The sequence below is a fragment of the Oceanirhabdus sp. W0125-5 genome, from assembly GCF_027938815.1.
In the GTDB taxonomy this organism is placed as follows: Bacteria; Bacillota; Clostridia; order Clostridiales; family Clostridiaceae; genus Oceanirhabdus.
Window position 1 is genome coordinate 54794 of record NZ_CP115913.1, and the last position, 19376, is coordinate 74169.

25 protein-coding genes are annotated in these 19376 nt (G+C 29.9%); 1 reads left to right on the plus strand and 24 read right to left on the minus strand.

What is annotated here, in order from left to right; genetic code table 11:
- Window positions 1–45 precede the first annotated feature (45 nt).
- From OW730_RS00255 to OW730_RS00370, 24 genes are all read right to left on the minus strand, one after another.
- Window positions 46–1188 carry a PucR family transcriptional regulator gene (locus OW730_RS00255; RefSeq protein WP_271227170.1) on the minus strand — a complete coding sequence of 381 codons (1143 nt, stop codon included), beginning with the start codon at window positions 1186–1188 and terminating at the stop codon, window positions 46–48.
- A 36-nt stretch (window positions 1189–1224) separates the two neighbouring features.
- Window positions 1225–2490: a radical SAM protein gene (locus tag OW730_RS00260; RefSeq protein WP_271227171.1), complete on the minus strand. Its 1266-nt coding sequence runs from the start codon at window positions 2488–2490 to the stop codon at window positions 1225–1227.
- Window positions 2491–2501: 11 nt separating this feature from the next.
- Complete coding sequence (locus OW730_RS00265) at window positions 2502–3371, minus strand: class I SAM-dependent DNA methyltransferase (RefSeq protein ID WP_271227172.1); 870 nt, start codon at window positions 3369–3371, stop codon at window positions 2502–2504.
- Complete coding sequence (locus tag OW730_RS00270; RefSeq protein ID WP_271227173.1) at window positions 3371–3958, minus strand: class I SAM-dependent methyltransferase; 588 nt, start codon at window positions 3956–3958, stop codon at window positions 3371–3373. The genes OW730_RS00265 and OW730_RS00270 overlap by 1 nt, the downstream gene beginning before the upstream one ends.
- Before the next feature lie 142 nt (window positions 3959–4100).
- Window positions 4101–4823, minus strand: coding sequence for a permease (locus tag OW730_RS00275; RefSeq protein WP_271227174.1), 723 nt, complete (start codon window positions 4821–4823; stop codon window positions 4101–4103).
- The gene (locus OW730_RS00280) at window positions 4820–5299 is read right to left on the minus strand and encodes a permease (RefSeq protein WP_271227175.1); all 480 of its coding nucleotides are present in this window, start codon (window positions 5297–5299) and stop codon (window positions 4820–4822) included. Before OW730_RS00280 ends, OW730_RS00275 begins: the two co-directional genes overlap by 4 nt.
- Window positions 5300–5388: 89 nt before the next feature.
- Window positions 5389–6072 (minus strand): Crp/Fnr family transcriptional regulator, encoded by a 684-nt coding sequence (locus tag OW730_RS00285; RefSeq protein ID WP_271227176.1) that lies wholly within the window; start codon window positions 6070–6072, stop codon window positions 5389–5391.
- 159 nt (window positions 6073–6231) lie between these two features.
- Window positions 6232–6555, minus strand: a complete 324-nt coding sequence (locus OW730_RS00290) for a cupin domain-containing protein (protein WP_271227177.1) — start codon at window positions 6553–6555, stop codon at window positions 6232–6234.
- Window positions 6556–6634: 79 nt separating this feature from the next.
- Window positions 6635–6964: a helix-turn-helix domain-containing protein gene (locus OW730_RS00295; RefSeq protein ID WP_271227178.1), complete on the minus strand. Its 330-nt coding sequence runs from the start codon at window positions 6962–6964 to the stop codon at window positions 6635–6637.
- Between the two features lie 431 nt (window positions 6965–7395).
- Window positions 7396–8028: an HD domain-containing protein gene (locus tag OW730_RS00300; RefSeq protein WP_271227179.1), complete on the minus strand. Its 633-nt coding sequence runs from the start codon at window positions 8026–8028 to the stop codon at window positions 7396–7398.
- A 142-nt stretch (window positions 8029–8170) separates the two neighbouring features.
- Window positions 8171–8719: a 2'-5' RNA ligase family protein gene (locus OW730_RS00305; RefSeq protein ID WP_271227180.1), complete on the minus strand. Its 549-nt coding sequence runs from the start codon at window positions 8717–8719 to the stop codon at window positions 8171–8173.
- Between the two features lie 340 nt (window positions 8720–9059).
- Window positions 9060–9707, minus strand: coding sequence for a prolyl oligopeptidase family serine peptidase (locus OW730_RS00310; protein ID WP_271227181.1), 648 nt, complete (start codon window positions 9705–9707; stop codon window positions 9060–9062).
- 55 nt (window positions 9708–9762) lie between these two features.
- Window positions 9763–9984 carry a hypothetical protein gene (locus OW730_RS00315; protein WP_271227182.1) on the minus strand — a complete coding sequence of 74 codons (222 nt, stop codon included), beginning with the start codon at window positions 9982–9984 and terminating at the stop codon, window positions 9763–9765.
- A 105-nt stretch (window positions 9985–10089) separates the two neighbouring features.
- The gene (locus OW730_RS00320) at window positions 10090–10215 is read right to left on the minus strand and encodes a hypothetical protein (protein ID WP_271227183.1); all 126 of its coding nucleotides are present in this window, start codon (window positions 10213–10215) and stop codon (window positions 10090–10092) included.
- Complete coding sequence (locus OW730_RS00325; RefSeq protein ID WP_271227184.1) at window positions 10205–10960, minus strand: Nif3-like dinuclear metal center hexameric protein; 756 nt, start codon at window positions 10958–10960, stop codon at window positions 10205–10207. Before OW730_RS00325 ends, OW730_RS00320 begins: the two co-directional genes overlap by 11 nt.
- A gap of 457 nt (window positions 10961–11417) precedes the next feature.
- Window positions 11418–11885 carry an NUDIX domain-containing protein gene (locus tag OW730_RS00330; protein ID WP_271227185.1) on the minus strand — a complete coding sequence of 156 codons (468 nt, stop codon included), beginning with the start codon at window positions 11883–11885 and terminating at the stop codon, window positions 11418–11420.
- A gap of 133 nt (window positions 11886–12018) precedes the next feature.
- Window positions 12019–12579 (minus strand): GNAT family N-acetyltransferase, encoded by a 561-nt coding sequence (locus OW730_RS00335; RefSeq protein ID WP_271227186.1) that lies wholly within the window; start codon window positions 12577–12579, stop codon window positions 12019–12021.
- 341 nt (window positions 12580–12920) lie between these two features.
- Window positions 12921–13421 carry a GNAT family N-acetyltransferase gene (locus tag OW730_RS00340; RefSeq protein ID WP_271227187.1) on the minus strand — a complete coding sequence of 167 codons (501 nt, stop codon included), beginning with the start codon at window positions 13419–13421 and terminating at the stop codon, window positions 12921–12923.
- Window positions 13422–13760: 339 nt separating this feature from the next.
- Entirely contained in the window at window positions 13761–14309 is a 549-nt protein-coding gene (locus tag OW730_RS00345) for a GNAT family N-acetyltransferase (protein ID WP_271227188.1), read from the minus strand.
- A 184-nt stretch (window positions 14310–14493) separates the two neighbouring features.
- Complete coding sequence (locus tag OW730_RS00350) at window positions 14494–15057, minus strand: GNAT family N-acetyltransferase (protein ID WP_271227189.1); 564 nt, start codon at window positions 15055–15057, stop codon at window positions 14494–14496.
- 451 nt (window positions 15058–15508) lie between these two features.
- Window positions 15509–16060: a GNAT family N-acetyltransferase gene (locus OW730_RS00355; protein ID WP_271227190.1), complete on the minus strand. Its 552-nt coding sequence runs from the start codon at window positions 16058–16060 to the stop codon at window positions 15509–15511.
- Window positions 16061–16462: 402 nt separating this feature from the next.
- Entirely contained in the window at window positions 16463–17215 is a 753-nt protein-coding gene (locus OW730_RS00360) for a class I SAM-dependent methyltransferase (RefSeq protein ID WP_271227191.1), read from the minus strand.
- 309 nt (window positions 17216–17524) lie between these two features.
- The gene (locus OW730_RS00365; RefSeq protein ID WP_271227192.1) at window positions 17525–17995 is read right to left on the minus strand and encodes a GNAT family N-acetyltransferase; all 471 of its coding nucleotides are present in this window, start codon (window positions 17993–17995) and stop codon (window positions 17525–17527) included.
- Between the two features lie 254 nt (window positions 17996–18249).
- Window positions 18250–18447, minus strand: coding sequence for a hypothetical protein (locus tag OW730_RS00370; RefSeq protein ID WP_271227193.1), 198 nt, complete (start codon window positions 18445–18447; stop codon window positions 18250–18252).
- Window positions 18448–18827: 380 nt separating this feature from the next.
- Between OW730_RS00370 and OW730_RS00375 the strand changes: the two genes are divergently transcribed.
- Window positions 18828–19373 carry a GNAT family N-acetyltransferase gene (locus tag OW730_RS00375; RefSeq protein ID WP_271227194.1) on the plus strand — a complete coding sequence of 182 codons (546 nt, stop codon included), beginning with the start codon at window positions 18828–18830 and terminating at the stop codon, window positions 19371–19373.
- Window positions 19374–19376 lie beyond the last annotated feature (3 nt).

Sequence of the window (19376 nt, forward strand, 5' to 3'; positions counted from 1 at the left end):
AGTTGTTAAATACTTTCATCAGCATCTCATAACTTTTAAACTAACTCATTCTAGATTCTCAATTCCTTCCACAAGCTTATGAATTCTAACTCCCAACGCCAAATCTTCATAACCTATTTCCTTACCTGTTTTCTCAGAGATCATTTGATAAATCTTCTGCATTCTATATCGTACTGTGTTATCGTGCTGATTTATGTCTCGTGCTGTTGCTTTCATGTTTCCTCTGTTATTTACGTACACAGTGGCTGTCTCTAATAAGTCTGTATTATTCTGTTCATCGTATTTCTTGATTGACGAAATAATAGTAGTGTAATACTTTTTCACCCATACATTATCTAAAAGAGGTAATAGTATCATGTCAACTCCCAACTGTTCAAAAAATACTAATCTTTGATTATTTAAAACTGCATAATCACATCCATACATACTCTCCTTTATTCCATATGAAAGCATTCCTAAATTGTCAGTTATAGTGCTTATTCCTATTATATATCTTTCATCAAATCCTGACTTTCTAAGAAATCTCTTAATTGACTCGTATCTTATCTTTTCACTTGACTCAAATGTATATATAATCAAAGTTCCTTCTCTGAATGGAATAACCTTGTGCTGTTTATCACAATTAACTATTTTGAACCCATTCCCCAAAGAGTCATTATCAGCTAATTTACAATACATAACTATACATTTTTCTTTAAAATAAGGATTTATTTCATTAGCAATTTTAGTTATCAATAGTGATTCTTCTTCATTTGATATGATCTCTTCTATTTTAGATTCTATTTTCTTATTAATATCATCAATTTTAAGTTTATTAGCAACATCTAATATAATATCTTCCATATATACTACACTGTATATGAATATAGGAAATCCTGCACTATCGGCTAGTTCCTTTACGTCTTTTCCAATTGAATTAAAATAAATATCTTTTATGCAAAGCCCACTTGCTTTCACATCTATCAATCTTTCCACTATATCATATAATTTTTCTGGATTATCTTTAACACGCAGTAAAGTTGTAAGAATAAATTCCCCTTTAGTAAAACTAGCTGTAATAACATCTTCAGATTCATGATCCAATATTCCAACTTTAGAAATTTTATTACCTAGTCCTGCAATTCCTGCCTCTAGTCTAAACCCTCTATATAATTCATCTGTCAGTATATCCCTAATCCTTAATGCCATATCCTCATCTCCTTAAACTAATTATACAAGGATTTTTTATTTCTGCATATTACTATAAAAATCAGGATATTCTCTTACTTGGCACTCTCTGCATATACTAAGAGCTTTATCTTTATCTAATGGTAATGAATCTTCCAACCTTTTTAACCTTGGATTAATCTCCATTGCAAAGCATCTTCCTTTAGGTATCCCAATCCCCTGATTCATCTCTTTCCAAAGGAACTCAACTGATTCCTCTGATACATTTCCAAAATCCATAGGGACAAAATCACAGGGATATAAATTCCCCTGAGCAGTTATATATGAATGCTGTGTTCCTGCACCACAACCATAACGCTCTTTACTTTCTGTATAGGCAAAGGTAGTTATCTTAGGGAATCTGCCACTTTTATTAGCTCTTAAACCTATTTCAATTAATTTCTTTCTCGCTTCCGATGAATAGAATACACCTTTCTCCTGTGGTTTATTCATTAGTTCTCCACTCATTATAGGCTCAAGAATTTTAATCTCATGAACTCCCATTTCCTTTCCTAATTGGAACAATTCATAGAGCTTGTTTTCATCTAAGTCTCTCTCAAGGACAACTGTTTGAATAATAGTATAAAGACCAGCTTCTTTTGAATTTTTTATACCCTCTATAGCGTATTTATAAGCCTCTTTAAATCCTCTAGTTGCGTTATGTTTATCTGGATTAACAGTATCTAGACTTATTCCAACACCAAACAAGCCTCTATCCTTCAATTTCTTAGCCTTTTCCAATGTTAAATCCTTTCCTGTTGTAAACAATACAACTGAAGAACGCTCATCAAAGGCTCCTATTAAATCTTCAATATCTTCTCTGAGTAACGGTTCTCCCCCAGTTAGTCCTATAACAGATGTACCCATATCTTGAAGTTCCTTAAATACCTTTTTCCATTGTTCTGTTGTAAGCTCATTACCATATCCACGCCCTCTAGCACTGCAATAACTGCAATTATACATACAACGATGAGTAACTGCTATATGGAATGATATTGGAGCTCTTCTTCTTGAATATATCTGCTCAGTATATATCTTATCTTGATCATGAACAGCCTTTATATGATTATCAAAAGCCTTTGATGGGAAAGGAGGCATGAAAGTGCATATTACATACTTCCCATCATGAAATACAATCTTTTCACCTTTCATTATTTCAAGAGCCATCTTAATACCTTTTCTAAGAGAATATTTCTTATCTCTTTTCATTAGCTTATGATATGACCATAAACTCTTTATAACCTTTGGATCTGTTGCCATCCTTAAAATCATCTTTTTATTCACAACTTATCCCCCTACTTTTTAAATATTCCATAAACAAATTTATGATTAACTTGAAATCCTTTAGAAGTCTTATGACTTTTCTTAAATCCATCTATCAATGAATCCTCAACCTGGTTCACATCATAAAATACTTTATCTACTCCCGCTAAGACTCCTGTCTCTTTCAACCATTTGTATAACTCTTCTGGTGATTTATAACATACCCATTCTTCCCCTTCACCTATATGTATACTGTTAAATCCTCTTTTTTCGAACCATTTTCCTAGTTCTTCTTTATTTTTAGGAAGTCTCACCTTTGCCTCCATAGGCTTTGCTACCTTCTCAATATTATTCGCCATCACTTCAAGGATTGTTTTCTCAACCCCCGTTAATGTTCCTTTACAATTTGATATTGTAATAAAATATCCTCCTGGCTTTAATACTTCATAGGCTGCTTTTATGAGTCTCTTCTGGTTAAGATACGGCAATGCCCATCCTAGAAATATGCCATCTACCAAAACACCCTTATCACTCATGTCCTCAAGATATTTTACAGCATCTTCTTGATAGAACTGTACTTTATCATTTTTCATGTGATAACATTTTTCTATCATCATTTCTGATATATCAACTCCTATAAGTTGTCCATCATATCCCTTCGAAAGGAGCTCATGACTAATAAAGCCTGTTCCACATGCAAGATCAATTACAGTAGAGTCTCTATTAAATAGCTCTGTTTTTATAAGAGGTTTAACATGTTTCCCCATAACACCTAACCAATTTTCATATGTATTTGCTATTTGATCATAACTTTTCCCATACTCATCATTTGTAACCGTGTCTTTTTTCACCATGCAGCCTATAAACTTTCCATAAAGACGTAGATATTTAAATAATTTCATTAGCGTTCTCCTAAAATCATATAATAATAACCTTTATTATTAATTTCCCCAATATTGAAACCACCCTGTTCTATTAGATTAGTAGTTTCTTCAATTGTCCTATAATACAATTTACCAAATAGGCTTGTTTCAAATAGAGCTAATAACTTTGTTTTTAAATATTTTCTATGAAAATCATGTACTATAATGCGTCCAGCAGGTTTTAATACTCTATAACATTCTTTCATTAAAGATTCTTGGTCTTTAATATGATGAAGGACATCTGAAAGAATTATCACATCAAAGTAATTATCTTCATATGGGATGTTTAATGCATCACCAATAACCTTTATAAGCTTACTGGAATCAGGAGCATGTGATAACATCTCTCTGCTCTCATCTAACAAATGTATCTCATGACAACTATCAATAAGTTTTGATGCAATATATCCAGTTCCTGCTCCTATATCTAAAACCCTATCTGTGCTCTTTAACTTCGCTATTTCTTTTATCTCTTCAACTCTATAAAACCTCATATTATGCATAAACTCATCATAACGCTCATGTATATCACTGAAATTTTTACTTCCCTTAAAGATATCTATCACATCCTTGCATAAATTACTTATTACACCTAAATATAATTATATCCAATTTTGTAACAAGTTTGAATATAAATACACATAAAAAACACCACTTATGAAAATGGTGTTTAAAAATATCTTATTCTAATCCCTGACATTCTTATATTCACTTAATAGCATTTACAGGACAACAATCTTTTGATTTCTCAATTTCCTTATAAAGTATGTCCTTATCAATATTTTCAATGTTGATAACTACTTTTCCTTCTTTCATACTATATAACTTAGGGTATTTTCTAGCACAATTTCCACATCCTACACAACTCATAGCATTAATCATTGGTACAGTACATTCTATTGAACTTGTTTTTATATCCTCTTTCTTTATCCAAAACTTCATTATCTTAGCCATTAATAATATAGCAATAATAGTACATATCCATCTTATGATCATATATTTTATTCCCATAAACTTAGCTTCATTAATTAACATAGGAACCTTTACCACTGCCCAGGAACTTAGAATTATAATAATATTTTCAACGCTTGCCCCTTTATTTAAAAGAATTTTACATACTGGGAAAGCTGCATATATAGGTCCTGCTGACAATGAGCCTATTGCAAATGAAAGAAGCTTCCCTTTAGCACCTGCTCCATCTCCAAAGTTATTCATTATAACTTTAGTAGGCACCCAAGTCTGAATCAATGATATTAAAATAAAAATTGGCGGCATTATTTGAATCATTTCTATGAAAAAGTATTTGCTCTGACTCAATGCACTTATCCCTAACTCAATATTATAAATAAATAATATAAAATAGCTCAGGATTGCTATAAACAATATCTTATTCTTTTTAATTATATTATTTTTGTTACCTATATTAATCATTTTATTATTCCTCCTACAACCACTGCTATTATCAGCGCAAAAACAAAGCTTAATACATTCCTTTTGATAGCAAATTCCTTTCCAAAGGTCTCCTTTTCAAGAGGTAATGTAACAAACCCTACCATTGTCAAAGTTGTTAAAAATGCTGTCAAAGTCATAATACCAGCTCCATTTGACTTCAATGATCCTATTAAAGGAAATGCCACAAATGCAGGTATTAAAGTGATTGTCCCAACAAATGCCGAAACTATAGTGGCTAAAAAGTTACTCCCACTCCCTATCATACTCTCTATCTTATCAGGTGGTATTATTGCAAGTATTAATCCAATAAGTAGTAATACCCCAACTATATCTGAAATCATACTTCCCATCATACCTCTTGCTTGTTTCATAGTTCCTATTGTCTTTTCTTTATCTTTAAACAAAGATATTACTAATGCAATAATCGTTGTTATTAACAATATTATCGTAGTCATATAAATTCCTCCATGTATCTAATGTTTATCTCATATACAAAGTATATCAGTTCAAATAAAAAAACGCGGTAATAAGTATTACCACGTTCTTATTTTCCTAATTCTATTTTTAATAATTCTAAATCTTTTATCTCTATAATATTATCTCTATATTCAATTAATCCATCATTTTTCATATTTATCATTTCATTTGATAAAGCCGGTCTAGTAACCCCAAAAACTTCTGCCATTTCCTTTCTTGAAAAAGAAACTATTACCTTACAAGTTTTCTGTTTTTTATATTCTTTAAGTAGATAATCAACAATTTTCTTCCTTATTGTGTCATATGAAATAAATTTTAATTTATTACTTAAATAAACCGTTTGATTAGAAATCAATCTTATAAAATTAATTAAAAATTGTCTACTACTTAAACATATATCCGTAATCTTATCTTGGGGAATGTATAAAATCTGTAAATCATTCTTAGCCACTATTGTACATGGATAATAATTATAATCTGAAAAAACACTGGCATGACCAACTAATTCACCTTTGGTTAATTTCTTTACTTTGATTACTTTACCTGTCACATATACTTTTTCAACATATACTTCCCCTGATAAAATAATCCCCAATTCTTTAATTTCGTCACCTTCGTAAGCAATAATTTCATTTTTAGAATAATTTTTAGTTCTATAATGAACTGATTTGAATAATTCTTTAATACCTTCATGATTAAATCCTATAAACAATTGACTACTTTCTAATTCTTTATAAATAGATTCCATCATTTTATATCCCTCATTTTCCTTTGAATTTGTTAATTGTATTAACAGGGTACTATTCTTTTACTTTCAGTTTTTAGTTCTTAATTAAATCTTATAACCTAATCAATAAAACATCAACACATAGTCTTATGCATTGATGTCTTATTAATTTAAATTTGATATTTATTTTTTAAAATTAGCTGGCGCTGGAGCTTTTATAACAATTAGCTCAAGAACATCATCATGAAGATTCTTTACATTCATTTTCGTATTATAAGGAATTTTAAGTATATCTCCTTTTACATATTCATGAACATTTTGCTCATCTAATTGAATTGACAATACGCCTTTAATCACAGTCATGTAGACATTTGAATTGGAATAATGTTCAGGTAATCCTTCTTCTTTATTAAAAATCATATGAATGTAATTAATATTCTCGTCCATAATAATTTTTTCAACAGCTGTATCATTTTCTGTACTATACTTAAATACTTGCTCTATCATAAAATTCCCCTCACTTTCATTTATCTAGAGTATAGTACAAACAAAATTTTTTTTCCGTAATATATATTACGGAAAAAACTTAATCGATAACTTCTGAAACTAAACTAACTATCTCCTCTGGTGTCATAACATTATGAGTTCTACAATATTCATTATGCAACTGCTCATATTTTTCTTTCAAACTCATAGTATCATCTACATTATTTATTTCTTTATCAATAAATTTATTAAACTCTCCTGGTTTAATAATTTCAATGCCTGTTGCTTTAATGAACCTTTCTATTTCCTTATCTTCAAAAACTATTTCCCCATCTATAACTGAACACTTAAGTCTTCCTTCATTTATCCATGACTTAACAGTATATTCAGATACCCCAAATTTCATTGATAGTTTATTAATATTCCCCATTATTTATCCCCCTTACTTATAATATAATTTTTCAATTGTAAATTAAAGAAACCTTTCCATCTTAGATATAAATTCAGATGAAAAGGTTCACCAAAATTGCTCTATATTATATATTACTTAATTTTTTGAAGTATATTAATTATATAATATTTTACATATTTTGGCAACAAAAATATCCATTTATTGTATTTTTCTTAATCCAATCACTAACACTTATACTTATCATTTTATACTAAACTTTGTAAATTATTGCTATTTGAATGATGATTATATCATTTCCTTGGAAATATTTCAGTGATATCTCCATTAATTCATTATTTATGAGTTATTATGCTAAAAAATCAAATGATATTCTCTTATTTAGATATATTATAAAATTGTATTCATTCACTTATTAAAGAATTAAATTTTAATCTTTAAAAATGTGAAAGTTATCTATTTATCAAATCCTTATTAAAAATTTTCCCCATTCCTTCTGCACTTAATCTATCAATAAATTCATGTATAAATTTTGCCCTGTCATCAAATATTTTTTTAGAAATATCATAGTTTAGTTTGCTTCTACAATCCCTTAGATAATCCTTAAACATTTTATTATTGTAAAAATCAATTGAAGCATTTACACTTTTCCCATCGAAGGCTTGATGTACAAAGTTCAACCAAACGTCCATCGTTCCCATATGATCTAACATATCCGCATCTTGTACTATTCGTATCTCTTTAACCCAATTTTCAGACTTTCCTCTTGAATTATGATATCTAATTATTTCAGTAATTTCTCTTAATTCTTCCTCTGAACATTCAAATTTTAAAACTTGTTCAACTAGAATACATCCATTTTCATTATGTGGTTCAATTCCTTTAGCTATATCATGGAAAAGTGATGCTGCATATATAATATTATCCTTTGAATTGTCTGTTTCATCTATCATTTCTCTAAGTTGTATTGCTAATTCTGCTGTTCTTAATCCGTGATAAAAAATATATCCTTCTTCTCTTTTATTATGTGGCTTCCTTTTTCCCATTTTAGCAAATGCTAATTCCTTTATTCTATTAATATCCATCTCATGACTCCTTTAAAATCGCCTTATATTTATGTTTTACTCCTACGTGTTTAATACTTGTATGCAGTATTAGCAACAATAATTTCAATCATCCTTATAGTTTTTTTGCTGATAATTTTTAAAACTCTCTCTTATAAGTAGCTCAAATTAACTTCTTACTATAAATCTCCTCAACCCCTATACAATCTTCTCCATTATATTTCAATTTAATAAGTGCTACTTCACTAATATATCCTTTAAAGGGCTTTAGTTTTTCAGTACAAAATAACAATGCCTCTGCTAATTTATTTTTTTTCAATCTATTTGCTATTGTACAATGAGGTATCCACTTTCCTGGAAGATATAAAGATTTCTTATTGTTTCTAAACATCTTGAAGTTATCATGATATTCTCTATGAAAATTCAATAACTCTTTACTCATTGTTGGAGTAAGTAACAAAGCCCCACTTCCTATAAAGCTCCCTAAAGTAGCAAAATTAACTGGAATCCTTGTTATTTGTTCGTAATAGATATCCATATACTCTTTAAATTCACCTTCATCCAATTCATCATAGTCAGCGATAGTTATATGTGGTCTTTTCCCACTATACTCCTTTGAATAATATGATATATCATTTTCAACTAATTGCTCCCATAATCCCATTAGCTTTTCTTCTGTTTCTCTATCAAAATACGCAAGTACTCCATACATCTACGTTTCCCCCTTATTGTTTCTAAAGAATAATTGTATCGTTGATTTCATTAATCTTGTTTTCGAATAAATACTTTATTAATTGAAAACTGAAAGTTGAAAGTGGAAAACGATGGATGTTTCTGCTCTCGCAGAAACTATATCTTATTGTTCTTTAGAACAAAGTATTAACTTATTTCATCTTTGATGAAATACCGTATACCTTGTTTCAAGGATTACAATGTTTCAGCTTACTGAAACGAGTAAAACCTATTTATCTAAAGAACAATACAATTAAAATTTCTCGAAGAGAAATGTCCATCATTCTACATTCTCCATTCTCAATTCTCAATTCTCAATTCTACATTTGTTTTTCATGACTCAAAAGCCATTCATACACTTCAGGATTATCATAAGTCACTGTCCATGAATCATGTCTTTTATCTGGATACGTTGTAAGCTTAGGCTCTCCCCCTACTTTCTTAATTTCTTCAACTACCTCAATGGACTTTTCTACTGGGACAACTGTGTCTTTTTCTCCATGAAAAGCCCACAAGGGAATATCTTTCATGAATTGAGCTCTTTTAGCATAGGCTACTCCTCCACATACCACTGCCATAGCTGCAAATAAATCAGGTCTATATGATGCAAGGGCATATGCTCCAAATCCACCCATGCTCAATCCAGTAATATAAACTCTCTTCTTATCTACTCTTAACTCTTTAATTACACCCTCTACCAATTGTTCCAGCTGAAGAACAGTAAAGTCCCAATATAATTCCTCTGGACATTGAGGCGCTATTACTATAAATGGCAGTTCTTCACCTCTCTCAATTACCTTTGGAACTCCATGTAATTTCACTAAATCAATATTATCTCCTCGCTCTCCTGCTCCATGAAGAAACAACATAAGGGGCCATTCCTTATTGCTATCCTCATACCCTTTAGGTAAATATAACAAATATTCTAATTCATAATTTCCTCTAAAAGTCTTTTTTATTTGTCTCAATGAATTCTCCTCCAAACGTAAAACCACCAACATTTTATATTGGTGGTTTTAATTATTAATGTCTTTTTTCATTCCTTGAAAAAAATGCAACTGCTAATGCGATTATCAGCACCACAAATCCTACACTAAATGTTATTTTAAACAATACACCCAATATTGCCAAGATAAGTGCAATCACAAGTGCAACTATAAAAATTGGTAAAGCTACCGCACCAATTATTAATACTAATAATGCAACCACTGCAAATATAATTAACCCGAATAATAACTGTAACATAATTCCCCTCCTAGATTTATCCAATAATATTATATATTCTTATTTCTATAGGTTTATTATGAATCCTTCCATTCTTTCAAATATTAATCATTTTCTAATGAATTTTTAATCTTTCTTAACTCCCTTAGCAATAATAAATTCTCCAAAATTTGTCTGCGCACCTGTTACCATCTCAAAATTTACCTGCATACCTAGTACCATTACAGGTTTGTTCCCACTCTTACTCAACATGCTCTTCTTTAATCCTAATAATCTCTACCATAGGGTATCTTTCATTTATCATTTTAGCCAAACTTTCCAATCCGAATATCTCAGTAAAGGTATGACTACCAACTATAAGATTTATTTTACTATATTGAGCATATTGAACAGTGTAAAGTATCTTTTCACCAGTAAAATATGCATCACAACCTAAATCAACTGCCTCTTTTATATCAACAGCTGAAAACCCTGCACCTGTTACTACTCCTATTTTCTTTATTAATTTTTCGTTGTTCTTCCATTTTCGTACAGGTTCATCTAACAACATTTCTATTTTACTCACCAGTTTATCAAACTCTATAGGTTCATCTATTTCCCCTATTCTTCCACAATACATTCCTTCTTCATCTGAAAATTTATCTATAACCTTAAATCCAAGTTTATTTAATATTGACGTGTTATTCCCAAAATCAGCATCATCTAAAGGTGAATGAATAAAGAAATGAGTTATGTTACTTTGTTTTAATATTTCAAGTGCCTCTTCCTTTATTCCAGACATCCACTCCCAGGCATCGTGATGTGTTATTAACAAATCAACATTATTTTTTGCTGCTTCTTCTGCAGATTCAATAGTTAGATTAGTGCAATACCCCAATTTAGAAATATCTTTTCTCCCTATATTAGTGAATCCATATTCATTTTTTCCTTTTACAAGCTCTAATTTTTCTTTTGTAAAAGCCTCAATAATAAAGTTTTCAAAATCACTGATTAACATATCTACGCCCCCCTTATTGATTCTAAAGAATAATTTTGTCTTTGATTTCGTTGATTTTGTTTTCAAATAATAACTTTATTAGTTGAAAACTGAAAATTGAAAGTGGAAAACGGTGGATGTTTCTGCTTTCGCAGAAACTACATCTTATTGTTCTTAAGACCAATATGTTTTACTTATTTCATCTTTGATGAAATACCGTAATTCTTGTAACCCAAATTACAATGTTTCAGCAACGCTGAAACGAGTAAACCTTCCTTATCTAAAGAATTATACAATTAAAATTTCTCGAAGAGAAATGTCATTCGTTTTCCATTTTCAATTTTCAATTATCCATTTCTTTTATATCTACCCTACTCTTCTAAAATACTCACTTTCTTATTTGTAGCGTCAAGTTCAATCTCACAGCCTATTGTAAAAGTGGATGTGTATGACAACAATCAAATTCTGCAATAAACCCTTAAAATATATCTCCTAAATATACTGGTGTTATAATATTTCCCTCTTGATCAAAAACTCTTTTTAATTCTTCAGGATATACCGTTTTTTCTTTAAGCTCTGCATATCCTAACCATTCGAATCCTATTTGATCAGTATCAGTATTAGTCGCTTTTGATAAGTCTATAGCAGATTTCATTGTACAAAAAAACATAAAGTCCATTTTATGCAATTTTGAATGCAAATCTGCGAATTTATGATTTTTTCCAATATACTCGGTAACTAATGCAATTTCGCCCACATCTATTTCAACCCCAAGTTCCTCTAAACATTCCCTCTTTAATGTGTCACTTAATGTTTCTCCGCCTTCTTGTCCACCACCTGGTAATACATAATATACAATTCCAGTTCTTTTTGAACAATATTTTACAAAAAGTATCTTATTATCCTTAACAATTATTGCTTTAGCAGCGTTTCGTAATTTTATCAAAGCGTTACCTCCTATTGTTTCTAAAAAATAATTAAATCCTTGATTTCGTTGATTTTGTTTTTAAATAATAACTTTATTAATTGAAAATTGAAAATTGAAAGTGGACAACGCAGGAATATATTAAATTCAAATTTTAAATATAATATTCATCTTTTAATATTGAATAATACTTACAGTCAACTAAATTACCACAGTTATCTCTAGCAATTTTTCTTAAAGTTCCTTCATAGGATAAATTACACTTTTCCATTACTCGTCCCGATGCAGGATTATCTAGATTATGACGAGCTGCTATACGTTGGAACCCAATTTCACTAAAAGCAAATTTAATCATTTCTGAAAGTGCTTCTGTCAAAATACCCTTATTCCAAAATTCCTTACCTATACAATAACCTACCTCACAATTTTCATCTTTATTATTAATCTCTATTAAACTGATAGTTCCAATTACCTCGCCATTTTCCTTTAACTCAATAGCCCATTGATAATGCTCCTGATTGTTATAACTATTTAACCACATCTCAATAATTTTCTTAGTTACTTCAACACTACTATGAGCAGGCCATGAAAGATATCTAGTTACTTCCGTGTCAGAGGCCCAATTATTATACATATCATGAGCATCCTCTTCTTTAAATCTTCTTAATATTAATCTTTCAGTTTCAATCCTTTGTGTTCCTACATGGTTCAACATGTCTTATCCTCCTTATTGTTTCTAAAGTATACTTTTATCTTTATTTCGTTGATTCTGTTTTCAAATAATAACTTAATTAGTTGAAAACTGAAAATTGAAAGTGGAAAACGATGGATGTTTCTGCTTTCGCAGAAACTAAATCTTTTTGTTCTTTAGACCCATATATTTTAACTTATTTCATCTTTGATGAAATACCGTAATTCTTGTAGTAAAAACTACAATGTTTCAGCAAAGCTGAAACGAGTAAAAACTCTATATCCAAAGAACAATACAATTAAAATTTCTCGAAGAGAAATGTCCTCCGTTTTCCATTTTCCATTATCAATTTTCAATTTGTTTTTTTAATAGACGTTTATCCAATATCTACACTTTCCATCAATTATATCATAAAGTTCTCCTTCATTACTCTCTATTACTTTTCTAGAAGCAATATTATCCTCATTTACAGTTAAAAGTACCTTACTCATACCTCTTGCTTTAACCTTCTTCATCATTTCTTTCAGTATCAGAACTCCATATCCTTTACCACGTTCACTTGGTCTAATACAATATCCTATATTTCCACCTAATTTTCTCAAGTTTTGATTTAGTATTGGTCTAAGTTTTATAATTCCAACTGGTCTATCATCCACATAAAGCCAATACATAGTCTCAGGAACTAAATGAGGTTCTAGTCCAATTCCTTGAGCCATTCTTATATTTCTTCTTAAATACCACTCAAACTCCTCATCTTTCATATCCCAACCACTGTTTCCAAATCCATTTTCGCCTGGACCTATTTCTCTAATCATATCAAGTATTTCTTGTCCATCATTTAGAGATAACTCCTTAAGATAAACCATTTACAACCCTCCTATTGTTTCTAACGAATAATTGTATCTTTGATTCCATTGATTTTGTTTTCAAATAATAACTTAATTAGTTGAAAACTGAAAATTGAAAGTGGAAAACGATGGATGTTTCTGCTTTCGCAGAAACTACATCTTATTGTTCTTTAGACCAATGTATTTTAACTTATTTCATCTTTGATGAAATACCGTAACTCTTATTCCAAAGAGTACAATGTTTCAGCAAAGCTGAAACGAGTAAAAACTCTATATCCAAAGAACAATACAATTAAAATTTCTCGTAGAGAAATGTCCTCCGTTTTCCATTTTCCATTATCAATTTTCCATTTGTTTTTAATCAACAACTCTTGCCATTATGAGAGAATCCTTGTACACTCCCTCTCCAATATACTTTTCCTTCTTTAATCTTCCTTCCACTTCAAAGCCCATTTTATTGTATAACTTTATAGCTCTTTCATTATCCTCATCAACCTTTAATTCTACTCTTTTTATACCTTTACTATCAGTCCATTCCAATAATGTACTTATTAATTCTTTTCCTAAGCCCATTCCCCAGTATTCTTTTACTATGGCAATTCCAAAACTTCCTGCATGCTTTGTTCTAAATTTGTTACCACCATGAAATCCTATATTTCCTACGATTTTATTTCCTACCTTTGCTGTTACAAATAAAATATTTTCATCTTCTATTGTATTTTTTATTATTTCTTTTTCCTTATCTACTGTTATTTTAAATTCCTCTGGTTTTCTTAATAAAAACTCAGTTTCCCCTGCCACTGTTAATAAATACTCTATAAAGTTTTCTGCATCTTCTACCTTTGGAGATGTTATTAATATTTCTTTATCTTCATATAAAAACTTTTTGTCATTAATAATAGCCATACACTCTTCCCCCTAAAACCTTTGTATTTTATCATATAGTTTGTTATAATTAATTTCTGTTTTAAAAATTGCTATCCATCAAATTACATTTATCCACATTTCTAAATCAAAAATCAATCCACAATAAAAATTTTCTTCTCTTAAGTTATCCACATTTTATTCCTGTTAGTCACACACATCTACATTATCTGGGAAGTATATCATCTAAATATTTACATTTATATTCTCTTTGTATTATGTCCATATATATCACATCATAATATTTATTGTTTATATAAAACGCTTCTCTTCTTCTTCCTATTTCTTTAAAACCTATTTTTTCATATGCCCTTATAGCTCTTTCATTGAAGGAAAAGACTCTTAGTATTACGTTATTTAATCCTAATACTCTGAACCCATGAGATAAGATAAGTTCTATCGCTTCAACTCCGTATCCATTACCTCTATGTTCTTCTTCCCCTATAAATATACCTAAATCTGCCCTTCTATGAATATTATTAATACTAAATAGAGAACAATTTCCTATTAATTTATCTCCCTCTTTTAACACTATCGCAAAGTTACTCTCTTCATTTGCTAATCTTTCTACAGATTCCTTTTCTTTAGATTTACTGAAGTTTTTCGCAAAATTCCCCAGATTTATTGTTACATTTAAATCATTCATCCATTTAGTGTAAATTTCATAATCCTCAACATTGATTGGAGAAAGATATAACCTTTCCCCCTCTAACTTCTTAAAATATCTCATTTAAAAACCCCCTTATTGTTTCTAAAGAATAATTTTATCCTTGATTTCATGAATCTTGTTTTCATATAATAACTGTATTAATTGAGAATGGAGAATTGAGAATGGAGAATGCAGGATGTTTCTGCTTACGCAGAAACTACATCTTATTGTTCTTTAGAACAAAATCTTTTTTACTTATTTCATCTGAGATGAAATACCGTAGTTCTTATACCAATGGATACTATGTTTCAGCCAGCTGAAACGAGTAAAACCTCGTTGTCTAAAGGACAATACAATTAAAATTTCTCGGAGAGAAATGTCCATCATTCTCAATTCTACATTCTCAATTCTCAATTTCTTTTAGATTCTAAAGAATCAAAAAGCCACGCTTCACACCCAAAATGGCTATACTACTCCAATATAGCCGTAATGTTTGGCGCAAAGCATGGCTAATTATAAAGATAACGTTCCTCTATTTATTCATCTCTTCATAATCACTCTTTAAAATACCCATAATTACATAATCTGTGTATTGTCCATTGTAGAAGAACCGGTCTTTAAGTCTTCCTTCTTCTTTGAACCCACATTTCTCATAGCATCTTATTGCACGCTTATTATAATCATGCACCTCTAGTTCAAGTCTATTAAGATTTAATACATTAAATACGATATGCTGCAAAACCTTTATGGCCTCTGCCCCATATCCTTTTCCAAAGTTTTCTTTTGTTCCTATAACAATACCTAATATAGCATATCTGCTTCTCCAATCAACTTTTATTAGGTCTATTTGCCCAATATACTCCTCAGTATCTTTATGAGCAATAACAAAATTAGTTTTTTCTAACCCTTTTTTACTGTTGATAAAATTCATATATGCTTCAGTATTGGTTGCTGTATGAGGAAATATAAATATATCTGATAAATTATCTGTAATCTCAGGGTCGTTTACCCATCCTCTTATATATTTAAAATCTTCTTGTCTATATTCTCTTAAAACTATTCTGTCTCCATAATAATGTGGCATAGGTATTCCTCCCCCTTTGATTTGTAGTTCTATATGAGTTTAATGATGCTACTTTAGTAAAACATAATAGAAAAACTTTGTGAACTAGCGAAGCTAGTTCGGCAAAATAAATGTATAATGTATAATTGATAATGTATAATGATGGATGTTTTGCTCCGCAAAACTACATCTTATTGGTCTTTAGAAAAAGAGTTTTTAACTCATTTTATCTTAAGATAAAATATTGTATTCCAATTACAAGGTTTCATCCTTGATGAAACGAGTGATTCCCTATTGGCCAAGGAACAATACAATTACAATTTCTCGGAGAGAAATGTCAATCATTATACATTCTACATTATCCATTATACATTTCTTCTAAAGCACAATAGTTTCTTATCATGCAACAATCGCTCCATATATTTACTTCATACAAATATATACTCCAAATTTATTTTCATCTGCAGCTTCACCATGTATATCAGAATAACATTCTATCTTCGAAAACCCAGATTCTTTTAATATATCTAAGATTTCTCCATGTGTGAATGCTTTTTGCTTTTCTCTATATTCAATAATCTCTTTTTTCTTAGGGTCAATAAATATACAATTTTCGATTCTGAATCCATCTTCCATATACTTTTCACTTAAAATATATTTGCCATTTTGCTCTCCCCAGTCTCTGATTCTTTCCTGATTTAATTGTCCATCCATCATCGGACCAGCTATCTTTAAAAGAAATTTCCCCTCTACTTTAAGTGCTTTATGAATATTATTAAAATGTTGATTAAGCTCTTCCTCTTTCATAAGTCCTAATGTATGATTATATGCTAATATGAAATCATACGCTTCTTTATCTCTAATATGTAGTCCTCTTTGAAATCTAAAATCAACGTCTAAATCATTATAAAGAGCTTTCTTTCTTGCCTCATCAATGTATAAGGATGCAATATCAATACCAGTAACCTTATGTCCCCTTTTTGCAAATTCTAAAGAATGTCTTCCTGTTCCACATCCAACATCAAGAATTTTTAAATCCCCTTCAAACTTCAATAAATGATGTAGTTTATCTACTTCCTCAGCTGTTTCTTTTTTTCCAGGAAAGCCTACCCAGTCAGCAAATGCCTTCTGTGCTTCTTCATTTTCCCACATCCAGTTAATTACCTTTCTATCCATTGTAATTCCTCCCCTTGTTTAGCTAATATATTTATATATTTTTATATTTATTAACTTATTTATAGAGAATCCATAATTAAACTTTATTTATTCATACTCAAAATCACAGTACACCTTAAACCTAGTATAAATTTAGTTATAACTTGGAATCTCTAACTATACCTCAATTATCATTGATCATAAGCAAAGCTCAAATTCTCTTTTTATATTTTTTTCTTCAAGCTTTTTATAAATTAGTAATCCATCTGCACCATATAAATCTTCATCCTGTGGGAAAGGCTTTACATCACACGGTGCATAAAAAATTTTCTAAATCTTCTTTATCATCTTCTTGCTAAGATCTATATATCCTAGCTTCTCATATAAAGCTATAGCGCCTTTATTGAAATTATATACATTCAATTCTATTTCTTTTACTCCTCTACTCTTCAACCAGTCTTCTGCTTCGTCCATCAGCTTTTTTCCAATCCCTAACCCTCTGCTTTTTTCTTTTACAATTAGATTTTCAATCCATCCAAATTCTCTAGGTATGAATATTGATACATCAGGTGTTTTCATAACTCTAGTTATTATTAAACCAACTATATCTCCTTCACATTCACAAACAAATATATTTGATTCTTCATCATTTAGTTTATCAATAATAAATTCTTCTCTTGATTCATCGGATTTTCTAAATTTATGAGGCAAATTTACTATATGATGTTCATCCCCCTCATACATTAATGTATCCATTTCTTTAATATCATTTTCAGTACCTTTTCTAATTAACAATCCCATAACTTTTACCTCCATATCCTTTTTCACTTTAACTGAATAAAGCAAAAAAACCCTATCAGAATCGCCATAGCGACTCCGCAGGGTTACATATCTGCGTGTAGGATCTTCCCTGTGCCGCTCACAATGAATTTCCATTGATTAGACACACTCACTAATATATTGTAATTTTATACAATTTCCATGAAATTGTCAATAATTAAATATGCAAAATTTTGAATTTTTAGTTCTTTATTATCGTATGCATAAATGGTTCTTTATAAAAAGAATTCAAATGATTTTATGTTCTCTACCAAGAATACTTGGTTCAAAATTTTAATAGTTGAACCACTCTTCATATTACTGCCATTTGTAAGTATTTGAAGTAATTTTACATAATTTAAGTGACGAGCGATTTGCTGCGATTGTGCCTCACTATAAAAATATTTCTTCCCATCCTTCAACTTTATGGCCATTTTCATATAACTCTACCCTCATAATTATTACTATAATTTTAGTATATTCTCTTTTACAAAATTAGTGAATAAATAATTAGAAAGAATAAATCAGGTTATTTTTCTTCCTTTTGTCAAAAAAAATCATATAAAACCTACTAAATAAACTATATATTTTCTTTAATATTCAAAATTTAGGTTGCATTAGGCAATAATGTTGATATTTATTTAGAACACCATTATTTTGTACATATTTTGATTAAATAAAAGAAAATAATGTATAATATAGAAATAATAATTGATGCATAAAATATTTGTATAGTATCATAAAGAAAATATATTAATTACAGCGAAATAGTTAAATATATCGAAGGATATTTATATTTTGAGGAGATGATGGTGTGAATAGTGCTATAAAATTAGAAAATAATAATATCATATTACGTCAACCAATAAAAGAAGATATTGCTAGCCGCGCAAAGTTAGGAATAAACAAGGAATGTGTTATGATGTGTGGTGGTAATATTAGTAATTTGAGCGAATTCACTATGGACGACGCTATCAAATGGTATGAAAAAATAATTCAACATCCATGTAAGTGGGTTATTGAGTATAATGGTACTTGCATTGGAATCGTTGGTCTTAGACCATATAAAGAAGATAACAAAGCGAGATTCTCCATTGAAATTTATGACTCCAACGTGTATGGTTGTGGTATCGGAACAACTGTTACTAAAATGGTATTAAAACATGCGTTTGAAGTTTTAGAATATCACAAGGTATATTTAAGGGTTTTAGATTATAACACAAGGGCAATAAAATGTTATGAGAAATGTGGATTTATAAAAGAAGGTATAGACAGAGAAGGTGCGTTAATTAATGGCGCTTATTGTAGTGATATTTATATGGGGATTATTAAGTCAGATTATATTTCTTTAGTTGAATAAGTA